At 57.7% G+C, this 21,332-nt stretch carries 13 protein-coding genes and 1 riboswitch; of the genes, 6 read left to right on the top strand and 7 right to left on the bottom strand.

Annotated elements, in window-relative coordinates; translation table 11 throughout:
* The first annotated feature begins 276 nt into the window (after positions 1 to 276).
* A complete protein-coding gene (locus BPHYT_RS19220; RefSeq protein ID WP_012434767.1) occupies positions 277 to 2,481 on the top strand; it encodes an SIR2 family protein in 2,205 nt (734 codons plus the stop codon).
* A 66-nt stretch (positions 2,482 to 2,547) separates the two neighbouring features.
* On the opposite strand, the gene istB is transcribed toward BPHYT_RS19220, so the two are convergent.
* Entirely contained in the window at positions 2,548 to 3,336 is a 789-nt protein-coding gene (gene istB, locus BPHYT_RS19215) for an IS21-like element helper ATPase IstB (protein WP_012428257.1), read from the bottom strand.
* Between the two features lie 2 nt (positions 3,337 to 3,338).
* Positions 3,339 to 4,865, bottom strand: coding sequence for an IS21 family transposase (istA, locus tag BPHYT_RS19210; RefSeq protein WP_012428256.1), 1,527 nt, complete (start codon positions 4,863 to 4,865; stop codon positions 3,339 to 3,341).
* 57 nt (positions 4,866 to 4,922) lie between these two features.
* On the opposite strand from istA, the gene BPHYT_RS19205 reads away from it, so the two are divergent.
* Together BPHYT_RS19205 and BPHYT_RS19200 are read left to right on the top strand one after the other, a co-directional pair.
* Entirely contained in the window at positions 4,923 to 6,692 is a 1,770-nt protein-coding gene (locus BPHYT_RS19205; RefSeq protein ID WP_012434766.1) for a hypothetical protein, read from the top strand.
* Positions 6,693 to 6,782: 90 nt separating this feature from the next.
* Complete coding sequence (locus BPHYT_RS19200) at positions 6,783 to 7,460, top strand: DUF2971 domain-containing protein (protein WP_012434765.1); 678 nt, start codon at positions 6,783 to 6,785, stop codon at positions 7,458 to 7,460.
* A gap of 10 nt (positions 7,461 to 7,470) precedes the next feature.
* Here the strand turns inward: BPHYT_RS19200 and BPHYT_RS38925 are convergent, their stop codons facing one another.
* The 4 genes from BPHYT_RS38925 to BPHYT_RS19185 form a co-directional block, all read right to left on the bottom strand.
* Positions 7,471 to 11,127 carry a hypothetical protein gene (locus BPHYT_RS38925; RefSeq protein ID WP_193372813.1) on the bottom strand — a complete coding sequence of 1,219 codons (3,657 nt, stop codon included), beginning with the start codon at positions 11,125 to 11,127 and terminating at the stop codon, positions 7,471 to 7,473.
* 28 nt (positions 11,128 to 11,155) lie between these two features.
* Positions 11,156 to 11,383: a hypothetical protein gene (locus BPHYT_RS38260; protein WP_148225099.1), complete on the bottom strand. Its 228-nt coding sequence runs from the start codon at positions 11,381 to 11,383 to the stop codon at positions 11,156 to 11,158.
* A gap of 292 nt (positions 11,384 to 11,675) precedes the next feature.
* Positions 11,676 to 14,213: a S8 family peptidase gene (locus BPHYT_RS19190; protein WP_012434763.1), complete on the bottom strand. Its 2,538-nt coding sequence runs from the start codon at positions 14,211 to 14,213 to the stop codon at positions 11,676 to 11,678.
* A gap of 80 nt (positions 14,214 to 14,293) precedes the next feature.
* Positions 14,294 to 15,301, bottom strand: a complete 1,008-nt coding sequence (locus BPHYT_RS19185) for an AAA family ATPase (RefSeq protein ID WP_012434762.1) — start codon at positions 15,299 to 15,301, stop codon at positions 14,294 to 14,296.
* A 1,645-nt stretch (positions 15,302 to 16,946) separates the two neighbouring features.
* Between BPHYT_RS19185 and BPHYT_RS19170 the strand changes: the two genes are divergently transcribed.
* Both BPHYT_RS19170 and BPHYT_RS19165 read left to right on the top strand, forming a co-directional pair.
* The gene (locus BPHYT_RS19170) at positions 16,947 to 17,468 is read left to right on the top strand and encodes an outer membrane protein (protein WP_012434759.1); all 522 of its coding nucleotides are present in this window, start codon (positions 16,947 to 16,949) and stop codon (positions 17,466 to 17,468) included.
* Positions 17,469 to 17,562: 94 nt separating this feature from the next.
* A riboswitch (yybP-ykoY riboswitch) is annotated at positions 17,563 to 17,734 on the top strand.
* Between the two features lie 100 nt (positions 17,735 to 17,834).
* On the top strand, positions 17,835 to 18,845 hold the full coding sequence (locus tag BPHYT_RS19165) for a sodium:calcium antiporter (protein WP_012434758.1): 1,011 nt from the start codon (positions 17,835 to 17,837) through the stop codon (positions 18,843 to 18,845).
* A gap of 70 nt (positions 18,846 to 18,915) precedes the next feature.
* Here the strand turns inward: BPHYT_RS19165 and BPHYT_RS19160 are convergent, their stop codons facing one another.
* The gene (locus tag BPHYT_RS19160) at positions 18,916 to 19,983 is read right to left on the bottom strand and encodes an HAD family hydrolase (RefSeq protein ID WP_012434757.1); all 1,068 of its coding nucleotides are present in this window, start codon (positions 19,981 to 19,983) and stop codon (positions 18,916 to 18,918) included.
* A 325-nt stretch (positions 19,984 to 20,308) separates the two neighbouring features.
* Here BPHYT_RS19160 and BPHYT_RS19155 point away from each other — a divergent pair, with 325 nt between their 5' ends.
* Positions 20,309 to 21,283 carry a SphA family protein gene (locus BPHYT_RS19155; RefSeq protein WP_238535603.1) on the top strand — a complete coding sequence of 325 codons (975 nt, stop codon included), beginning with the start codon at positions 20,309 to 20,311 and terminating at the stop codon, positions 21,281 to 21,283.
* Positions 21,284 to 21,332: the final 49 nt, after the last annotated feature.

Below are 21,332 nucleotides of genomic sequence, written 5' to 3'. Positions count from 1 at the left end.
GGCCCACGGAGATGCGTTCGAGCAAGGGGCAGTCGTCGAATGCAGTCGAACGTTTTGCCGATTCGATAATCGGAGTAGTCGTTATGGGCGATTTGATTGACAATGAAGAGGATGACTTCCTTGTGCCGGCAATGCTCCGCGTGATGGACGAAGCGCGTGAATTGGCTCGCAGCCAGCACCCTCACGCGCTCAGCGATGAATGGCTCGGAGAGCAAAATGGGAACTCTCGAATCACACCTTCCATTCATCCATTGATACGCGACACCGGGGACCACAATGCGCTTCGTTGCCAACGGCCCATCGATACCGGACGACCTTTTGGTCGCCCGCGATGCAGGACAGGTCTTATTCTTTTGCGGAGCCGGCGTTTCAAGAGCCGAAGCGGGATTACCCGACTTCGCAACGCTCACCGATAACGTGCTACGGGTCTTGGGTTCTGCGGGAGACAGCGAAGCCAGGACTCTTTTGAGGAACGCCCGAGGCGCAGAGAAAACGTCGGGTGTTCGAGGTTTGTTGGCCTACGACCGAGTGTTCGGGCTGCTTGAACGAGAATTCGAACTCGCGGACATTCGAGAAGCCGTGGCGACCGCGCTTAGACCTCTTCCTAATCACACGCTCGGCCCACATCGGGATTTGCTAGACCTGTCGCGGACTCGAAGCTCGCTTCCGCGACTTGTCACCACAAATTTTGACCGCCTATTCGAAGAATGCAATTCAAGCATCCCTTCTTTCACTCCGCCCCATCTCCCCGACCCGCAACGTGAGAACGATTTCCAAGGAATCATCCATCTGCACGGTCGCGTTGATGAGCAATATAAACATGCTGATGGCGACGAGTTTGTACTCTCAAGCGCCGAATTCGGTCATGCGTATCTATCAGATGGATGGGCTACCCGATACATTCTGGCGCTCTTGCAGCGGTTCGCAATCGTGTTTGTCGGATATGCGGCGGACGACCCGCCAGTCCAATACCTTCTTGAAGCGCTCAATCGATTCAAGCGCCCCGCCCATCCGCTTTTCGCCTTTCATTCAGGCGATGAACTTCGAGCAAAACAACAGTGGGCTCACCGAGGGGTCACGCCGCTTACATTCGACAGCTCAGACAACTATTCGGGCTTGTGGAACACCCTATCGGCGTGGGCGGAAAGGGCCAAAGATATGGACGGCTGGTACCGACGCGTAATCGAATCCGGCCAAGCGGGACCAGTGCAGCTATCGAAACATGAACGTGGAATGGTAGCGCATCTTGCGGCTACTAAAACAGGAGCTGAGGTGCTTGCGAAGTCACCGTTGACGTTGCCGGCTGAGTGGCTGAGCGTCTTTGACCGGACCGCCCGGTACGCGCTTCCGGGTCTGTACTGGCATTCCGAGACGCATGACAAGAATGACCCATTCGATGACTACGGCATCGACAGCGATGCTCAACCCGAACCTCCGAACACGAACAATCGATTGGAAGCACGTCACGTCCCGAGTGAGGCGTGGGATGCGTTCTTGACCACAGTCGAAGATAGAGACAATCTCCCCGAGTCAGCGGTTTCCGCTGTTCGTTCAAGCCACTTGCAGAGTTCGACGCTGCCGTCCCGGCTCGGACATCTGGGCTGGTGGCTTTGCAGGATTGCACATCAGCCGGCTGCCTTGTGGTGGGCCGCGGGCCAGCAATCGTTGCATCCGTCGATTGCGCGCGACATCGAGCGCTCACTAGTACACAATTCTGACCGTTATTCGCCGTCACTCCGGCGGGGCTGGCGCATCTTGCTTCGGTGCTGGCGACAGCCAGAAGTCAATGCGGAGAGCGATAGATACACCGTGGAGCGGGCCGCCAGCATAGACGGCTGGTCTAAGACAACAGTCGGCTTGGCAATGTCAATATATAACCCCCGCCTAGTTGCGTCCCGACCATTCAACAGTGTGGCCCCTGTTGCCAATCAAAACTGCGCGGTTGATGAACTTATCAGAGTTAGCGTCGAATACCACCAACCACACGAGCCTTTTAAGTTCCCGTCCAACATGCTCGCACGAGCCGTCGGCGCGTTGCGGGAGGCCATTCGGCAGGCAGTTGACCTAGAAGCAGAAGTGAACGGTCATGACCGATTGCACCTTGATGCAGTGTCCAATGCTGAAGGCCACGTCCTGGATGCAAACTACAACGGATTGACTGGCCATGTGCGACTATTTGCAACAATGCTGTTGGACCTCAACAAGGTAGATGTAATCGCGTCGCGAAACGAGTTGCAACAATGGCCGCGCGACAATGCTGTGTTCGAGAGGCTGCTCATTTGGGCTGCAGGGCGCGAGGAACTTACTACGCCCGACGAAGCAGCAACAATCCTGTCGACAGTCGCCGATGACACTTTCTGGCTGAGCTCCTGTGAAACCGACCTCTTAATCTCCCTGAAGACTCGATGGAATGACTTGCCCGAGAGAGCAATTTGTACGCTCGAGGCGCGGTTAGTCGACGGCTGTTGCCTTTCGCCGTAAAGGAGCCGGGTGTTTTCGGCGTAATGGCGCCAGTGAAAGGCGCCTGATTCGGGGCTCGAACGGGGATCAAGAATCCTTGTTTTTACCTCCTTTCGCAAGTGCTGATTTGTTGCTCTCGGGCATCGGACGAGGAACGCGGTAGCTCTCGCCATCGAGCACGACGCGGTACGCGGCATGTCGCAGGCGATCAAGCGTTGCGGCGCCGAGCATCTTGTTGGTCGCGAACGCGTCCCCCCATTCCGTAAAATCAAGATTGCTGGTCAGGACGGTCGATGTACGTTCGTACCGTTCGGCGATCAGATCGTGGAAGTCTTCATCTTCGGGCGTGCGCATGGGTTTCAGTCCAAAGTCGTCAATGATGAGCAGCGGCACCTTGGCAAGCGCCTGGAAGCGCCGTTCGTAGGAGCCCACGGCCTGCGCGTTGCGTAGCGCGCCGAGAAGCCGGGTCTGGGTCATGAACAGGACATCGTGACCTTGCCGGGCGGCGGCATGGCCCAGTGCCTGCGCCAGATGCGACTTGCCCGTTCCGCATGGACCGGCGATCAGCACGCTGACCTTCTCATCGATAAAGCGGCAGGTCGCCAGATCATGGACGACAGCACGATTGAGATTGGGCAGGCGGTCGAAGTCGAAACCTTCCAGTGTCTTCTGGCCACGGAAGTTCGCGCGGCGCATGCGGGCGTCGAGCTTTCGATGATCGCGCCGTGCGATCTCGTCCTGGATGAGCAACGTCAGGAAGTCGGTATAGGCGAGCTTACGGTCGATGGCTTCACGGTTGCGCGCTTCGAGCGTGTCCAGGATGCCGGACAGTCGCAATTGCTTGAGGGAAGACGTGAGTTCGGGAATTGGATTCATGTTCAATGGATCAGGAGGGTCTGGGTATCGCGGCAGAAGCGCCCGCCGTGGGTGTAGGTGGTCGCGCTCGATTCAGCGGGTTCGGTCGACAGCCAGCTCTGGTCGAGGCCTTTCTGCAGGATCAGCTTGACGGCTTTGTAGCTTGGCGTGCCGAAATGATTCGCGCGACGGCAGGCCGCCTCCAGGCGAGACGCGCCGAACTGCTGGGCGAAGCGCAGCACGCCCTGTACGGCGCGCAGCTTGATGAGAACCTGATCGCCGAAGAGTGCGTGAACAAGCGCGTGGCAGGAAGGCCCAATACGCTGCGCTTCTCTGAGGCACCATTGGGTGTCGTGCAGTTGCCAGGCCTGTGCGGCTGGCGGCATGTGATCGGCCACCGTGCTACGCGTTCCCGGCGCAGTCTGCCGGACATGCGATGCCGACAGTTCGTGCTCGTAGTAGAGCTGCACCATGGTGGCGGTTGCCTTGAGCCACAGATCCTTACCGGCAAGCCGGAACGGCACGGAATAGTAGGCGCGCTGGAATTGCACATGGGCGTCGCGATGGACCTTCACGCGCGCCCAGGTTGCCAGCTCGGGCTGCACATCGGGAAGCGGCAGCAACAGCGCCTGTTCGACATCTTCGAAACGCTTGAGCGGCACCTCGCGCGTCGTGCCATGCGTGCGGGTACTGGCCTCCTGCATCACCCAGGCTTGCGCTTGCCGGTTGGCGTCGTCAAGATCACGGAATTCGCGAAGAGGAAGGAAGCTCGACTTCACGTATTTGACGCCCGATTCGACAATTCCTTTTTTAGCCGGGTCCCTCGGCGGACAAGGATCGACCTTGAACGAATACCCTTCGGCGCATTGCGCGTAGGCCCGCTGGACTTCGGGTTCGTAGATACAGGCCTTGACGATGGCACACTTGGGATTGTCGATGATGACGCGTGCGACCACGCCGTTGAACCACTCGAAGGCATGGCGATGACACAGTAACCATGTGTCGACACTCTGGTCGCGGACAAATTCAACGTACTGATGCCGTGACCAGCACAGCGTCATCACGAAGAACCACGTCTTGTGGATCTCGCCGGTATGCGCGTCGGTGATGGTCGGACCTGCGCCGAAATCAACCTGTGCGGCGTCGGCAGGTTTGAACTCCAGCCGCATTGGTACGTCCGGCGTGAGCTCCGCCTTCAACTGCTGAAGCAGCCTGTATACGGATGAGTAGCTTCCTTCGTAGCCGTGGTTGCGCACCAGCGCGCCGTGAATCGTCGTGCCGGGCACGCCCGCGTCGTGCCACTGTGCAATCTGCTCGCGCCATGGTTCGGCTGACGAGATACAGCTCGCTGGCAGGAATTCCTTGCGACTAAACGCTGTAGCGAGCTGCGTGTCATCCGGCAGAGCGTTGCCCGGAGAAAGCCACCCGCGTTCGGTTGCGATCTCACGCACGGCTGCCAGCTTCTTACGGCCCATGATCTTCGACCGGTCGATATCCCGGTCGGAGTCACCCTGGCGCATTCGCACCAGAACCTGTCGATATTGGTACATCTCGAACTTCCTCTTCAAGCCACCCTCCGGAGCAAATGCGTGCCGGCAGAGTAGCGGTTGGCGAAGTTCGAGCGCCCGACTCAGACGCCAGTGGCGCCTTTACGGCGAAAATCTACTGGCGCCTATACGCCGGAAGACTTGTGGCGCCTAAACGCCGAAAAGTCCCTGGCGCCTTTATGCCGAAAGCGGTTTGGCTCCTTAGCGGCGAAAGTTCACAACGGCCCCTTTCCCTATGCAGAAGAACGTTCTGACCATGAAGAAATTGCGGCGTACTATCGGCTAAACCGCATTCGTTGGCTAGCAGACCACGGCGTCGCGTTTAGATTTGATACCGCAGCGGTCGTCGTCTCTCTACGTGCCATTGCGACCGGCTGGACGGAAGAAGCCTTGGACTTCGTGGGACACCCGTCTGTGGGAGAAGCTACGTCGGTAGTCGTTGACAACGATAGTGTCGCTCTCGATTCGCTACCTATCGACCAAGTGCTCGCCGCTGCAGTAACAAAGCGGCAGTTCAGAATACGTTCGACGGTTATGTACCGTCCGTTTCGGGGGCTATCAGCCAAGCGGCCGGCCCGCGCACTTAGCGTGCTCACTCACGAGTCCCGCCACGAGCAATTCGTCGCCTGGGCGTGGGTCGAATTCCTCGACGGCAGCTCGTCTGTGAATGTGTCCAGCCGATTCCTGATGGTTGTCGCGGGGCGCATTGCGCGTCTAAGCCCACAAGAGCTGGCGGAGATACAACATTCTGTCTCCGAGTGGCTTTCAACTCATAGCGAACGACTATGGGCACACTGCCCACAGGCATTCGAGCTAGTGTGGGCAGCAATGCTTCGCTCATTGACTGCGACCGCCTCCGAAAATACTACCTATGCCGAGGACCATGATTGGGTGGGCAAGGCTTTGAATAGCGTCGCCGGCAAGTTGGTGCAAACTTGGTTCGGCCATCCTGACTACAAAGACCCTGCGTCTTTACTGGGCATTCAGGATATATGGTTGGACAAGGTTTCAGACCTTTTGGAACTGCCCACAGAGCATCAAATACACGTGATTGTCCTCGTGGCTGCCCGATTGAATTGGCTTTTCCACGTCGGTCCAGTTTGGACGAAAGACCGATTGCTGCCATATCGCGAAGGAGATTCGGCCGAGCACCGTGCATTTTGGGCCGGCTATCTATGGACGAGCAAGATTCCGCAGCTCGAACTATATCCGCTGCTCAAACCTCACTTCCTTCGATTAGCGGCTAGGCAGGATTCGCGACGGGGGGAGGCTACTGCGCTAGCTGCAATGGTCCTTGCCGGTTGGGGTCGGAATCGCAGGAATTCGGAACTGCAGGAAGTCACTGACAATGAGCTGCGCGAGGTTCTCATTCACGCGCACGATGAGTTGCGAACAATGGTACTGATTCACTTAAAGCACTGGGCACAAGACCAGACGTCTCCATTCGCGGACCTCGTTCTCCACTTCCTTGATTCGGTATGGCCAAGGCAGAAATCAGTTCGCACAGAGCAAATGTCAGAGAGGCTCGTGGAGCTTTGTCTCGCTCTTCCAAAACGACTTGCTGAACTCGCCCCATTGGTCATCCCGCGGGTGGTCAGGCTTCGCACACAGTCTATGGCGCTTTACCACAACGCCGAAGTCGATGAAGCTATATTCACCCATCCGAAAGAGCTGTGTGACATCCTGTCCGCTGTTCTATCAAAAAATGCGAACAATTGGCCGTATGGCACGCGTGATGTGCTAACGAAATTGTCCGAGCAGCCGAGGATGTCAGGCGACATGGACTTGTCAATGTTGATAGAACTCTCGAATCGTTTTCAAATGCAATGACTTGCACCCGCAGTAAGTTGCTTCAGAAACGTCCCGCCTCGACGTAACTGTCGCAGTCGACAAATCACCCACGAGACCGCGCGAAAAAGTATGCGACTCTACTACCTGACCGAGCTCAAATGGGCCGAAAAAATTCTTCGCGAAGAGCGATTCAAGCTTTCAACCATTGCCGAGCTGAATGACCCGTTCGAGCTACTAGGGGCAGCCGTAGGGGAAAGGACCGCCCGCCGTGCGTACCAGATGCTGCATTCACATTGGAGACAAAGCATCGGGATGCTTTGCACATCGCGTTCGTGGGAGAGTCCAGTCATGTGGGCCCATTACGGCAATAAGCATCAGGGAGTTTGCATAGGGTTCGATTTGGATGGAGCAGACGCGTACGAGGTCACTTACAAGGAAGACCGAATAACTGGACTGCTCGAGCATATTGGTCACGGAAAGAAACTACTTGAAGAGCAGATGCATGCCATCCTCACGACAAAGTTTAAAGATTGGTCGTATGAACGAGAATGGCGTCTGTTTGCGCGACTTGACCAAAGGGCTCCAGAGGACGGAAAGTACTATTTGAACTTCGAGCCGCATATAAAACTAAGAGAAGTCATTCTAGGCGCCCGGTGTAACGCGAGCGTCCAGACCATCGCGGAAGCAGTTAAGCCGACGGGAACGCGAGTCGAGATTTTCAAAGCAAGGGCAGCATTCGATAGTTTTCGAATTGTCCGGCAGAACAACCTTTCATCAGTGTTCATAGAACCGCGCAACGAGGCCTAGCAATTTAAGCTTAATCGCGTAAGAGTCGCTGGGCCGCCTGCAAATCTTCGCGCTCGGCGTCACGTGTCCATCCCACAGCAATGCGTCTCATCAGCGCCGCTGCCCGAGGAAACTCGGGCATTGCTTTCGCCCATTCGAGCGATTGCGTGGCCAAAGCGCGCTCCTGGGTGCCTCCTTCGCCTACGGCTTTGGTATATACGCCACGCATGTTGTACCGCTCAATCATCAGGCCGTTTTCGAGTTCATCTGATGCAAACAGCTCAATAGCGGACCGTACCGCCTCATGTGGCCAAGCAAAATCAATTTTGCTCGCTGGTGCGTGCGCAAGAAGGTGTCCGATACGGGAGTCGGTAACATCACTTCGTTTCGCCTCCGCCGCTAGGCGACGGACTTCCTCGCACCATTTTAAAAGCGCGGCTTCATCGATGTCGTCACCGTTCTGCCCAGGGACTACTCCTATGCCACTGAGTAACTCGTATGAGGCAATAGCGACTCGCTGCTCGCTTTCCGTGAGCTGCGCGGCATCTTCGTCGGATGGCTTATACACAACGCAGATAGCCTCCATAAAGAGCGTGGGCTGTTCTGCCAGCAGCCGATGCAATACCAGTGGCCTTTTTCTCTGGTCAAGGCATGGGAGATACGCAAACTCGCGCCTGCCTACATCTATTGGCTCAACGTCGTCCCTTGACTCAAGCTCTTTGAACACCTGCTCCACGACGTACTGAGTCATCGTGTCCACACTCTTACCAGACGCGTTGATTTCCCGCGTACCGGAATCGAGTAAACGGATTAGCCACCCCGTCGGCACATCAGGCAAGCGCCGGGACGCAACGTGCATAGCCGATATCGGTCGCCCTTTCGCCTCATAGTTATCGAATGCTCGAAGCAAGACCTCTTTGTCGCCCCTCACCTCGACTGGCTGCTTGCGGGTCCAGTAGGAGGTATTCGCATCCTCCCCGAAAGTTTCCACCAGAGCCCACGTATCGCCGTTTTCTGGCAATCCCATGAGCATGTTTGCGACGCGCGTCGGGTCGAGCTTTAAATCGTCAACGACGCACCGTAGTGTCTCTATGAACTCGTCCCCGTATCGGGAAAGTCCGTCCGCGACCAGAGCGGCTACAACGAAGTCAAGCTGTTCGCTGGACGCCAGCGTCATGCGCACCAATTCAATAGATAAGTCCTGTGACAGACGCAACGCTTGTATTGCGCCGACAACCTGATGGGGAAGCTTGACTCGATTAAGAAGTGTAACTATCGCGCTGACGCCGCCTTGCGCCACAATCTCCCTCAGAGCATTGAGGCGTGCCGACTCAATTTCGGCCCAAGGGTCCGACTCTGTCGCAAACGATTTCGCAACTGTAGGTAGCCATTCGTCGAACAGCCAAGTATTTTCAAGCGACGGGTCGTTTGGCCGGTACTCTTCCACGAGTGCGTCAATTCGAGATAGCTGAGCTGCACCCAACGCCCATTCAGCATCGGGAAATGCGTGATGGCGGTTAGCTTCTTTTCGCAACGTGTCCCAGATGTCATCGCGCAGGCTGCCAGATGTATCAGCAAACACCCGGCTCAACCGAATACAGGTTTCCTCGAAAACTTCGGGCCGAAAGTTACCAAAAGCTCTTATTAGCGTGCTCCAACGGTCGACATCATGCCCAACATGCGCAAGAGCAAGCATTACTACGGCACTCTGAGTCTCCCAAACCAACCGGTATGTGAGCTTTTCCTCGCGCTCCGCGTCAAACTCTCGGAGCTTCGGTCGAGCTGTCGGATTCGATGTGTCGTGAAATTGAGGCAGAAGTTTGGTAAGCAGCGGCCAAGCGATGGCCGGAACTTTCTGGATAATCTGAGTGAGAACTGCGACCCGCGTCTTGTGAGGCGCATCCGTATGAGGTTTCCACGTCAGGAATATCTCGCGCAAGCTGTTTATGGGTCGATTCGATATGCTTCCGCCCGGGTCAATTTCAGCTAGGCGCGCTAAGCACAGCGCGACACGTGACAATAGACACGGGTCCCAAGCCAGCGTTTCCAGCGCCCATAGGAGGCCGGTGTGATACGTACGTGGGGTAATGAAGCCCTTCTGCTCGTCGAATAACGGTCGAATCGCCGATGCGTCGCCCTCGAGCAGGCACTCGAGGGCGTCAAGAAAAGGGATTGGAGCGGCCTCCGCGAGTAGCGCGAGATTCTGCTCGAGGCTGGCAATGAGTCGGTGGTCGCTTGAAAGCCCGGGTAGCCCCTTAACTATATCGTCCACAAACCGCTGGGGATTCGACCCCGGAATGGAAAAATCAGCTTGTTCATGCAGAACAGCCATGTGCAAAAGCATCGTCATTATGCCTTCGCGGAGCCACGAACTATGGCTCAATTGTCGTTCGGATGGAGCTTCGAATAAGTCATCCGCGCTCGGCGTCGGCGGTATGAAAGAAAATACGGTTTTCGCGACCGCAGCAAACTGCTTTAGGTGCTCGGGTCCAATCAGATGGCCAAGATTTACGAATGCGTCGACCGAGGAACGCATCGTCCAGACATCGCCAAGCCGGTCTACGGGCGGGTCTTGGAGCTTGGCAAGCTTGCGTAGGGGGGCCTCTACCGCCTCATACTCCCGGTCAAACGCAAGCGTGCGCAAGACAGATTGGTCGGCGCTTCGAGCGGCTTCCCAAGCTCCAGCAAACAGTGCCGGCAGCAACGCATCGGCGCTATCCATCCACTCAGGTGTTACGGCGGTGCCGCTCGGTCTCTGACGCGCAAGGATGGCGAGACTTCGACCACAGCGTCTTGCAATCGCGTAGCCTTCCTCTTCGGTTAGGCCCATGGCTACAAACGCCCTCCCGAGTGCTGAACTCGAAGGGCGATTCAAGAGTACGTGATTAGTCCGCTTTTCGTCCGCACCCGCGCTGATAATGGTAGGAGCGCTGCGAGCAAGGAAACCCGCCAGTCCCCGAGCTTGCCCTCGCGGGAGAAAGATAAGGTCGGTTCGACCATCGAGCGACCGTGCTGCATCCTCCGTGTCGACTACTAAGGTTCTGGCCTCAAAGAAAAAGCGCGTCGCTGGTTCGGCTTTCCGGATTGCCGCTATCGCGAATGCCAAGACTTCATCGGGACTGTCAGCACTGTAGGCGGGTCTTTCTGCGCCTCCACTGAGACCTCGAAGGAGCTCCTTGGCTTGTTCTTCTCGACCTGCGAGCAAAACATCCTCGGCGAGCGTCGGAGCAAACCGAGTTGCGAACTCATGCCAAAACTCCTCGGTGCTGCGCGCTCCTGTTGACGGCATTACCTTAAGCACATTTCTGGCCCAACGCGCCGCAACTGCGGGGCACGCGAATAGCCAGTCTTCAAACATCGCTCCATCGATGTACCTTACATCCTTCCATTGCCCCAGGTCACGCTTCGCAGAAATCCAATCACTTAGCTTCTCTTTGGGGTTGTCCCAGACGCGCGGTGAGGAGAAGACAAATGTAGTTAGCTTGCGCGTCGCTTCATCGACTTGCAGAGTACGTTTCTCATAGTCGCTGGTCGCCTTGGAACTCGACGCATCGGTGACCCCAAATTCCCAAATCGATTTTTCATCCGGGACATAAGGCCCAACGCCAAGTGCATCCAATTCCCCGTCGAACCCTCTGACCTGTCCTTTGTCGCCATTGGGAAACCGGAAGTCAGCGATGCTGGTCACAGTCGCTCTAATTAAATCGGCGACAAGTTCAGGAAAGGCCGTTCTCGCCTGGATGGTATCGGCCCATTGGTGCAAGTTCAATGCTGTAATCCAACGCATGCCAATACTCTTTCAAGGTTAGTTTAAGATTAGTCGCAACTGCAACTGCAACTGCAACTGCAACTGCAACTGCAACTGCAACTGCAACTGCAACTGCAACTGCAACTGCAACTGCAACTGCAACTGCAACTAGAAGTGTACATATTACAATTAGCACGCAACCAGTGCCTGAACTACTTCTACGCCCGCGGCGATTGTCACCGCGGCGGCGCTATCCGGTTGGGAATCTGTAGCGACACTTCTGTTCTGCGGAACTGGGTAGCGGTCTCGTTTTTGGCGGTGTTGTTTGTATAGGTGTTCGCTGTGGAGTCCGAATAATGTCCATCTTTCACAAATTCGTATCGCCCGGTTTGGGATGTATAGGTTAAAAGCATGTTGTAGTTGTTATCGTAAATCTAAGCGGGAGCATTTCTTCAGCTCACTGCTATCGGGCTTGGTTTGAATAGGTCTTAGGCGGCTTGGATATCGATATCGATGACGGTCTCCGGCGCAATGATGGTCGCGATAGGGGTGTAGATGTCCGTATCGATTCCGTCGGCGACCTTCAGCGAGACCACAAGCGCATAGCGAGCTTCGCTATCCCATTGACGCGCTTCCTTCCAGTCTTTCCACCAGCCGCCGACGGGGAACACTGCAATTTGCGATTTCGTGGCGAGCTTCGCCGCGGTCCCGACCCAGACGTCCGAGTGCATGGACCCGCGTGCCCGCAACTGTGCGCCATATTTCCACTGGGCAAGGTCGGGGTCACCAAATCCGCTGTCGTCTATCTCCAGCCGCTCGAGCTTGTTGATGCGGGCTCTGAACTGGTTCGCGTCTTCGGTCGCGCCTTTGACGGCAAAGCGCAGTGCATAGGACTGGTAGCGGAACTTGCTGAGCCAGCCGCGCGAACTCGGGTTCGGCTCGACAAAGTAAGAGAGTGTGATGCGCAGTTCAACCTGAGCCTCGCCCAGCTGCAATAGCTCATCGGCTGGCCAAGGCAGGTCGTGCAATTGCATCTTGCCCAGCACAATCGAACCGCCCGGCTTGCGATAGTACGGATTGAACTGCCGCTGAGCCACGAGTGTCGGTCTGTGCGCAGTCGAATACTCGGACTGTACTGGGCTCACCAGTCCGTATCCGAAGGTGCGGAGGAGCCTCTCCTTGTCGAGCTTTTTGGGCTCTTGAGGAAGCGTTGCATACATGCCTTCCGTATGTTCGGCACCATGTGCGACGAGAGCGCGAATCGTTTCGGGCCAGTAGTCCGGATACCGTGCACGAAGGTGTGCGCAAATCCGCGCAACCTCCGCGGCCGCAGCACTGGTGTCGCCCGTGTCTGCGAACAGATTTTTCGCAGGGGTATGGGAAGTCGTCAGCAGTCGAAGTGACTCGGGGCCTACTGTCACTTGGTTGCCGCCGTCAAGCGACCCATTTCCGCCTTCAGCCACGACGTCCGGCTTGAACGGCCAAGGCGTGTTGCTCCACAACACCGACGTGGTGGAGGCCGGAGAGAGCAGACCCGCCTCGGCAATGGCCTTGAGCGATGCATGCTTTCTGGCATTAATGTCCGTGAGAGACGTCGCAGCACCTACCGTGAGCGCGTTCCAGGCTTGCCCCGGATTCTGGACAGGGCTCAATGCATTGCTGTCCGGATACGTGCCCCATTCGGTCCACTGGACATTGCCGGCAGATAGAACAAAGAGTCGCGGTATGTGAGGCGCGTCCTCTTCTTCCTCTTCGGCTGACCCGCTGATATCAATCGGGGAGCGGCCGAACGCCAGTTGGTCGACCGTCGCTGACCATTCAGAAGGCGCGCCGAGGAGGTGGCCGACCGACGTCGTCATCATCGCGAAGACCCGCGACCTGTCGGGTGCATCAACCTCGACTCGCGCCACGGAATCCGCGGTGACGGCGCCCCAGAGATGAGGCGCTGTTTCCCCATCGGGCGGCAGAATCTTTACTGATTCAAGGCGATGCGGGATTTCAAGTTCATCTCCCGTGTTCAGGGCCATGGCCAGGTTGCCATAAACGGCGATGCCCGCCATCTCGCTGCCATGGCCTGCATGGTCTTGCTTCTGCCAGTCGGGGTGGTAGGTGTGAAGGTCCGCTTCGCCGAGCGCTGGCGCCAGGAGCGGGTGCCCGTGGTTCACGCCCGTATCGAGGATGCAAATATGAGGTGCGCCGTCGTCGGCGGCGAAGGCGGTTCGTTCCAGAAGGTCGTTGACCCAGTCCGCCTGTTCCGCGGGTGTCAACCCGCTGAGAAAGAACTCAGCGCTCTCCTGAACGAATCGGATTTCGGCGATAAGGTCGAGCAGGGCCACGCCCTGTTCAATTGCGGCGCGGGTCGCATGCGCTGCAACAACCACGCGACCGGGAAACCGAACGAAACCCGGCTCGACATCGATGCCGACCTTCGCGGCCTCATCGCGAAACTCCGCTACGACTTCGGCGAGAGCGCCGCCCGTGTGTCGCAGCCAAATCTGGAACCAGTGCGCTTCTTCGTCCGCAGGCGGGTCTACCGCGTCCGTCCATAACTCCGTAAAGGCGGCGCGGCGGATGTTGTCAATCGCATTTACGAGCGCTGCATTCTGCGGAGCTGTGCCGTTGAGATTATCTTTCTCGAGATATTCGGTGACACGTTTTACGAAGGCGGAGAGCTTGCCATCGGGAACGTGCAAAACGGCGACGTCTGAGTTTGTGTGAGCGAGGACGGCCAGCAGTTCAATGCCAGCAGACTTCCATTCGACCTTTCCATAGTCGAAAGAGCCGCGCGGGCTGAACTCTACAGCGATAGACATCCCGCGTCGCTCGGGCAATCCCAAAGCTTCGCGAGTCTCCTCGAGCTCGACGATGGTGCCGGCAATCTCTTCAAGCTGAGCCAACAGACGTTGGCCGTGCGCTCCCCGGTCTCGCTGCGGCGCGCTTTCGCGCTGCACGGACAAGGGCGAGCGAAATTCAAGCGATGTCACGAATCCATCAATGGACAGGTGACTTTTAAGTTCGTCCGCCATTCTCTCAGGTTCTTCATTTGTTTTATTCGCCTGAGAGTCTAACGCAAGATTTCCCGATTAATTCATCCGGGATGTTGTTTTTACGGATGTATGTTCCGGCCTTGAGCGCGCTCCTCCAGATGGCGGATGACGCTCGCTTCACTTACCGCTTTCTCGCCTTCCATAATCGCGTCTTTTAGTGCGTCGAGGCACGCCTTGACGATGTCCGCGTGCGATTCACCCTTGCCGACATGCGCGAGATGAGGGTAGTCGATGTCCGGCGTTCCGAAGACACCAAGGCTGTTTCTCAGCAGCATTTCAATCTGGCGCTCGTCGGGGGCCTCGTATTTGACGACGTCGTCGAATCGCCGGAAAAGAGCCGTGTCGAGGTCTTTGCCGTGGTTCGTCGCTGCAATCAGAAGGCTATCCGACGAGTCCTGTTCGATGAGCTGCAAGAACATGTTCAACGTGCGGCGCATCTCCGCGACGTCATGCTGGCTACCGCGCTGAAGGCCCAGCGAATCGAATTCGTCGAAAAAGTAGACGCCGCGCGTTGATTTTAGCGCCTCAAAAACCAGCCGGAGCTTGGAGGCGCTTTCGCCCATGAATTTGGTAATGAGGCTGTCGAACCGCGCTGTGAACAGCGGTAGACGGAGCTCGCCGGCCAATGCGGCGGCCGTCATTGTCTTGCCGGTACCGGGCGGCCCAACAAAAAGCAGCTTTCGACGAGGGCTGAGTCCGTGGCTGTGCAACTGCTCATGATGCCGTTGCTCCCGAAGTACACGGTCCAGCTTTCCGCGCACCGCCTCAGACAGAACCATCTGCTGCAGATGCTCTTGCGGATATTGCACTGTCAGCAGCTCCGAAAGCTCGCCCTTCGGTTGAGCCAGCGGAGTAGCGCGTTGGACGCCCTTGCTTTGGACTGAGGACAGCCCGGGCTTTCTGCCCGCCTTCGCGGCATCGACGAGGTCACGCAGTTCTGCCGCCAACTTTGTGTGGCCACGATGAGCCTCGTCCGCGGCCATCTGCATAGCAACCGCGTAGAAATGCTCGTGATTGTTACCAGCATATGCGCGCAGTAGTGCTTTCACTTGGTCAGAACGGGCCATTAGAACCTCAAAAGTCTTGAAACGAAGTATAGACTTCGAACGGCAGAATATTGCTATTATAGCAATATGATTGCTACTACAGCATTTTGAATCGAATGTTTCCACCTCGAAGTCAAGGTGAGCTCCTGCGATGGGTGCGAGGCGAAAGCACTCAAGCTGAGTTCGCCGCGCTAACCGGCGTCAACAAATCGACGCTTTCCCGATATGAGTCGGAGAAGCTCGGGGCGCCTACGCACCTCATCAACCACTGCCTCAAGCGTCTTGCGGAGTATGTAAGTGACCACCCACATACCGAGGCCGGGCTTGAAGGCGCGCTGGACAACGCTAGAAGAACCGTTGAGCTGCTGGAAGGGCTCTCGCGAAAGTAGTGCGGATACTGTATGTATATACAGTATCCGCGTTTTGTGCCATCTTCGTTTTCAGCCGTGTATAGATGGGCTGCCTATATAGAAGATGGCGAAACCTTCGATTCACTGGCGAGCGTCCGAGCGGGGACAGGAACTCATGGCCGTTCTGTTGGCAGACACGGCGGTCGATGTCGAGCTTGTGAGCAGGGAGCGTGGGCTGACTGAGGTCATGAGCGAACGCCTGCGACGGGCGCTCGACCGGCTGGGCTGCACCGCAGTGGTCTTGAGGACAATTCGCCCCGCGTCCGGCGGCTATGAATCCGCTGAGGTGCTTGATACGGCGAGGTGTGCTTTCGGGGAATTGGCGGCAGGTTGGCCGCGGGACTATCCGGCCGGCGCGGTTGAGCGCTTGATACTTGGCGCATGAGCGCGGATGCTCATATATGACGCAAGCGTACCTGCTGCTTTCCTACGACCCCACACGAGAATGTTGCCCGCATTTCTTGTTGCCGCTTATAGAAACACCGCCGGTGGCGCCCTCAGAGGGCAATGGCAATCGTTAAGTTGAGATTGCGTGGACACGCAGCTATACTGTATATATGTACAGGAATTTGTGGGTTGCGGCGTTTCGCTAATGCGCCCTGCGAGAGCCTGATATGCGGAATGGCTGTTTTTTGCTCGAAGCAATGCCGTTCAAACAGCCTTGGGCACTTAGAATTGAAGGCACCTAGGCCGCAAGGCCCTGTTCTGACAGGCTTTGCGGGGAAATCATAGTGCGACACCTGTAGGGTGTCTTTCTTGAAAGTGCGACATCGGTAAAGTGTCCACCCTCGCAAATCGGGCCGTTCGAGGCCCGGAAATCCCCCGAAATCGCGTCTCAGGTGAACGTAAGCGACATGAGTAGGGTGTCTTTTGCGACATCGGTAGGGTAACGACACAGCTTACGCAATATGCGCTAAGCCCTTTTGTTTTTACGGCCTGGTCGTGTTCGCACGAGTGCTGCCTAAGGCCCCGCATTCCCGCAAATAGTCCTTTGGCGACGCCTTACGTACGCTCGCATGTCCTTTGCAGATTCGGCCGAAAACGCCCCGCTTCATTTGTTCCGCAACTTAAGAATCGGACGTTTGAAGGTCTCGATGCGGACATTTCGCATAGCCCCATCCTATCCCCTTAATTAGCATGTTTTGACCATGCAATTTCCATCTCGCGTGAATATCCTAGGAGCGGCATTTCTACATCGCTTCACTGATTAATAAGGCGTCGCGATCTATCCGCGCGCCAATCGTTTTATTGCGGTCATGTGCAAAATAACCCGGCTGATTTTAACCGCATCGATCATGATGCTTTGCAATCTCGTCCACGCGCAATCGGCGGCTCCTCAAACGGGCGCAAGCGAGTTTGCCGGCCCCTATGTGGGCTTCAAGTTGGGTGTGAATACCTCCGATGCTTCAGGCGTCGTCAATAAAGCATCGCATACCACGGCTTTCCCGGGTTTTACGGCGGGATATAACTTCGACGTCGACCGTTTCGTTGCAGGCGCCGAAGTGTTTGCCGATCTGCATCACGGCTCGACAACCTATAAGGACGGTGGACTTGACGCGAAATTAGGGCTGCCATTCAATCAGTTCATGCCATATGTCCGTATTGGATTGACAACAGATTGGCCGGATATCCGCCCTCACTGGGGTTTAGGCGTCGAATACAAGTTTGCAAAACACATGAGCGCGGTAGGCGAATGGACAACCGACACCAGCAATCACGACGGCACCCGAAGAACGAATAACAGTTTCACAATCGGCGTGCAATATCACTTCAACTAACCGGCTGAACTCGCGCCCACCTGGCTAACCGATTAGCCCGAACAACCACCTTCACCGCAACAAGGTTGTTGAAAGCGCCCCCTGCCGTTAAAATCCCCCGGTCACTGGGGAGTAGCCTTCCTTCATCCATTGAAGGAGAGCGCGTCAACATACTTGGCCTGCGGGTCATGGCGCGTTCGACCGGGTCGGTTTGGCGAGACCATTGACGCACTGCCTCGTTCTGGTCGGACGGGCGGCGGTGCGTCATTGGTTTGTTATCGACGTCCGACCGCGGAGTAGCCCTGTGAAACATCGTCGTAACTTGCCAGTCGCCCCTACTCCCCGTCCGTCGCGTCGCTGCCTTTGCGTGATTACGGAGTGCCGCGCATGACCGGTCTCTTGCTCGAACTTGCCATCATGCTCGTCGTCATTCTGGTGGCGGCCGAGCTCTTCACCAATGCACTCGAGCATCTGGGTGAACGCCTCAAGATTTCCGAAGGCGTGACGGGTTCACTATTCGCCGCCGTCGGCACCGCGTTGCCCGAGACGCTCGTGCCGCTGCTCGCGATCGCCAGCGGCACGACGGATAGCGCGGTCAATCAGGAGATCGGCGTCGGCGCGATTCTCGGTGCACCGCTGATGCTTTCCACCCTCTCCACTTTCCTCATGACGCTCGCAATTCTCGGCTCGCGCGGCGCGCGCGGCTGGGTCGCGCCGGAGCGCACGGGCTTCACGCGCGACCTGAACTATTTCCTGTGTGCGTTCGTACTGGCAGCGGCCGCGATGTACGTGCCGCATGAGCAGATGATCGTGCGCGCGCTCTTCAGCCTGGCACTGGTCGGCGTGTACGTCACCTATGTGGTGATGACCTTCCGCGCATCGAATGAATTGGTCGATGCCGGCCACGGCACTGAAGCGCCGGGCAAGATGCTGATCTCGCGCCTCGGCGTGCCGACCAACCTCGCGACCATCGTGGTGCAATTGGCGCTGGCCGTCGCGTTGCTGGTGTGGGGCGCGGAAGGCTTCATCCATGGTGTGCGCGGCGTATCGCAAGCGCTCGGCGTGTCGCCGCTGCTGCTCTCGCTGCTGATCATTCCGATCGCCACCGAACTGCCCGAGAAGGTCAACAGCATTCTGTGGATTCGCCGCGGCAAGGACACGCTGGCGTTCGGCAATATCACCGGTGCGATGGTGTTTCAGGGCACCCTGCTGCCCGCGATCGGTATTCTGCTCACGCCGTGGGTGCCGCGTATCGAAGTGGTGACCGGCATCCTAATCACGCTCGTCGCCGCGGCGTGGCTGCGGGTCAATGTGCGTGAGCGCGGCGTGCCGGTGTGGGCATCGCTGGTTTGCGGGGTGCTGTATGCCACGTATCTGGCTATTACGCTGAGCCGCTAGACGAGCCGTCGGTGATAAGTGAAAACAGTCGCGGAAGGCCGCTTGTCCAGCGGCCTTCCGCGTTTCAGGCTCAGTTCGCCCGGGTCGTTGTCGCCGTTGCGGCCGTTGTTGCGCCGTCCGGTTTGAACACGGTTCTCCAGTCACCTTTCATATCGACGACCAGCCAGCCTTTCGCGCCGGCCTCGTCCAGACCTTTGTCGAGCTTGCCGCTCTTCGCAGCGCGGTCGTATGTGTATTCGCGCTCCGCGTCGGTGTGATGCACGAGCGCGGCGAGCCGCGGGCCGTCGCCTGCCGAGGTCCATTCGAGCATCGGCGCGTCGCCATCCGCGTTACCGAACGCGATCACCGGACGCCTGCCGATCACGCGATCGATGGCCAGCGGTTTGGCCGAGCCGTCGAGCAACGTGTCGACCTGCGCGAGACGCGTCAGCGAAACCGCGCCGTTACTCTGGCCGTACCGGTATTTGACGGTGCTGCCGATCACCTGCTCGGGCGGAATGCCATACATGCGCTGCGCCATGTCGCGCACAAACTCGACGTCGCCGCCCGTCACCAGATAGGTCTTGAAGCCATTCGCGCGTAGATAGGCAAGCAACTCGAGCATGGGCTGATACGCGAGATCGGCATAAGGCCGATTGAAGCGCGGGTCGCTCGCGGAATCGAACCATTCGTGCACGAGTGCGGCGAACTGATCGCCCGTCATGCGGGCGTTGGCCGCCGCCAACACCCGCATCGAGCCGGCTTCGCCGCTTGCCGCCACGCTCCTGAGATTGCCTTTGAGGATCGAGCGGAACGGCTCCTGGCGCTTCCATTCCGGATGCCGTGCAGCCACCGTCTTCACGCGTTGCAGCGCGAACACCAGTTGCACCGGGGCGGGCTGCTCAGGCCACAGTGTGCCGTCGTTATCGAATACAGCGATCCGGTCGGCACGCGGGATGAAATCCTTGGACTCGGGCGTCGTTACCAGCGTCACGAAGTCGACGATCGACCGTTTGGTCTTCGTGTCGTTCCATGACGCCAACGCGGCGGCCGCCGATGCGCCGGTCTGCGACACGCCGTCCTGGCGCGGCGTCACCGAGCAGGCGGAGAGAAGGACAACGGTGAAGGCAATGCAGTACCGGTGCAGCACGCGAATCATGAAAGCCTCATCGAAAGCGGTGGGTCGAATTCAAGCGAGCGCCAGTCTAATTGGCCGAAGCGGTAATTGCAGCGGTTGTGGGATTTTTTCGACATTGAGGGTCGAGCCTGACGTTTCCGACACCGCACAAGCGTTGAGGCGCGCATGGACGACCTGCACATCGCCAGGCACAGGAAAGCGGCGACATGGGTGCTGCTCGCGCCACCAATCGTGCTCAAAGCCTGAAGCCTGCGCGCACGCGCGCAGTGTGGCGTGCGGACGCAGGCTGCCCAGATGCGGTGCCGCAGGAGTGAGAATGCCGGACTTCCATTCGATGAGGACGATTATGAGTCAACCTAACTATTTGCTCGCAGCCTGGCGGCTCGTTGCCCGATTGTGCAAAGGCGCGCTCGTGACCGCGGTCGGCATGAGTCTCTCCCAGACGGCGTGGGCGACGGAAGGCGGCATCGGCCGTCCGATTACCGGTCAGCAGGTGACGCCGTACGGCGGCATCGTGCCGCCCACCAGCGAATGGATCGTGTCGGCGGCCACGGTCTACTACGAAGGCTCGCTAGGCGCGAGCAAGTCGATTCCGATCGCTGGGCAAGTCACGCCGGGCGTCAATGCGACGGCCGAATACACGATCCTCGCCGCGGTCAAGACGTGGGGGATCACCGTGGGCGGCTGGAACTTCGCGTCGTCGTTCGGGGTGCCGGTTCAGTACACCGACATCTCGTCGTTTCATGGTCGCTTGCCGGACGACCACGGCACGCAGTTCGCCGATTTCTTCTTCACGCCAGTCATTGCCGGCTATCACCTGACCAGCAACGACCACGTCGCATTGAGCGTGCAGATCTACGCGCCGACCGGTGCGTACAACTCGAACCGGCTAGCCAATGCTGGACAGAATACGTGGACCTTCACGCCGACAATCGCTTATACGAAATTGTTGCCGAAGGAGAACATCGAGCTGTCGTTGAATTACGGCCTCGAGTTCTACACGCCCAATAAGGACACCCATTATCACAACGCGCCGGTCAGCGTGCTCGATCTGCTCGCGCTCAAGCGCTTCAGCAACGGCTGGGGCGTTGGCGTGGTGGGCGGTTATGTCCAGCAGATCGGCCACGACAGCGGCGGCATTGCGGACATGGTCGGCGGCGCTCAGGGCCATTCCGTCGGCCTCGGGCCGATGATCACCTGGTCGGGCAAGATCCAGAAAACGCCCGTTTCGGCTGCGCTGCGCTGGGTCAACGAATTCAACACCAGCAACCGGCCGAAGGGCAATGTGGTGCAACTGTCGGTCAATGCGACATTTGAATAACGCCTCGGCAAAATGCGCAAGCACGGTGCGCTGCTGCGCTGCGCGCAGC

It is taken from the genome of Paraburkholderia phytofirmans PsJN (genome assembly GCF_000020125.1).
Lineage (GTDB): Bacteria > Pseudomonadota > Gammaproteobacteria > Burkholderiales > Burkholderiaceae > Paraburkholderia > Paraburkholderia phytofirmans.
This window is presented reverse-complemented; position numbering and strand designations above follow the sequence as displayed.

Coding starts and splice junctions, on each gene's coding strand:
- BPHYT_RS19155 (WP_238535603.1), top strand. CDS start 20,309: ATGAGTCAACCTAACTATTTGCTCGCAGCCTGGCGGCTCGTTGCCCGA.
- BPHYT_RS19190 (WP_012434763.1), bottom strand. CDS start 14,213: ATGGCGGACGAACTTAAAAGTCACCTGTCCATTGATGGATTCGTGACA.
- BPHYT_RS19170 (WP_012434759.1), top strand. CDS start 16,947: ATGTGCAAAATAACCCGGCTGATTTTAACCGCATCGATCATGATGCTT.
- BPHYT_RS19165 (WP_012434758.1), top strand. CDS start 17,835: ATGACCGGTCTCTTGCTCGAACTTGCCATCATGCTCGTCGTCATTCTG.
- BPHYT_RS19200 (WP_012434765.1), top strand. CDS start 6,783: ATGCGACTCTACTACCTGACCGAGCTCAAATGGGCCGAAAAAATTCTT.
- BPHYT_RS19160 (WP_012434757.1), bottom strand. CDS start 19,983: ATGATTCGCGTGCTGCACCGGTACTGCATTGCCTTCACCGTTGTCCTT.
- BPHYT_RS19185 (WP_012434762.1), bottom strand. CDS start 15,301: ATGGCCCGTTCTGACCAAGTGAAAGCACTACTGCGCGCATATGCTGGT.
- istA (WP_012428256.1), bottom strand. CDS start 4,865: ATGTACCAATATCGACAGGTTCTGGTGCGAATGCGCCAGGGTGACTCC.
- istB (WP_012428257.1), bottom strand. CDS start 3,336: ATGAATCCAATTCCCGAACTCACGTCTTCCCTCAAGCAATTGCGACTG.
- BPHYT_RS19220 (WP_012434767.1), top strand. CDS start 277: ATGCGCTTCGTTGCCAACGGCCCATCGATACCGGACGACCTTTTGGTC.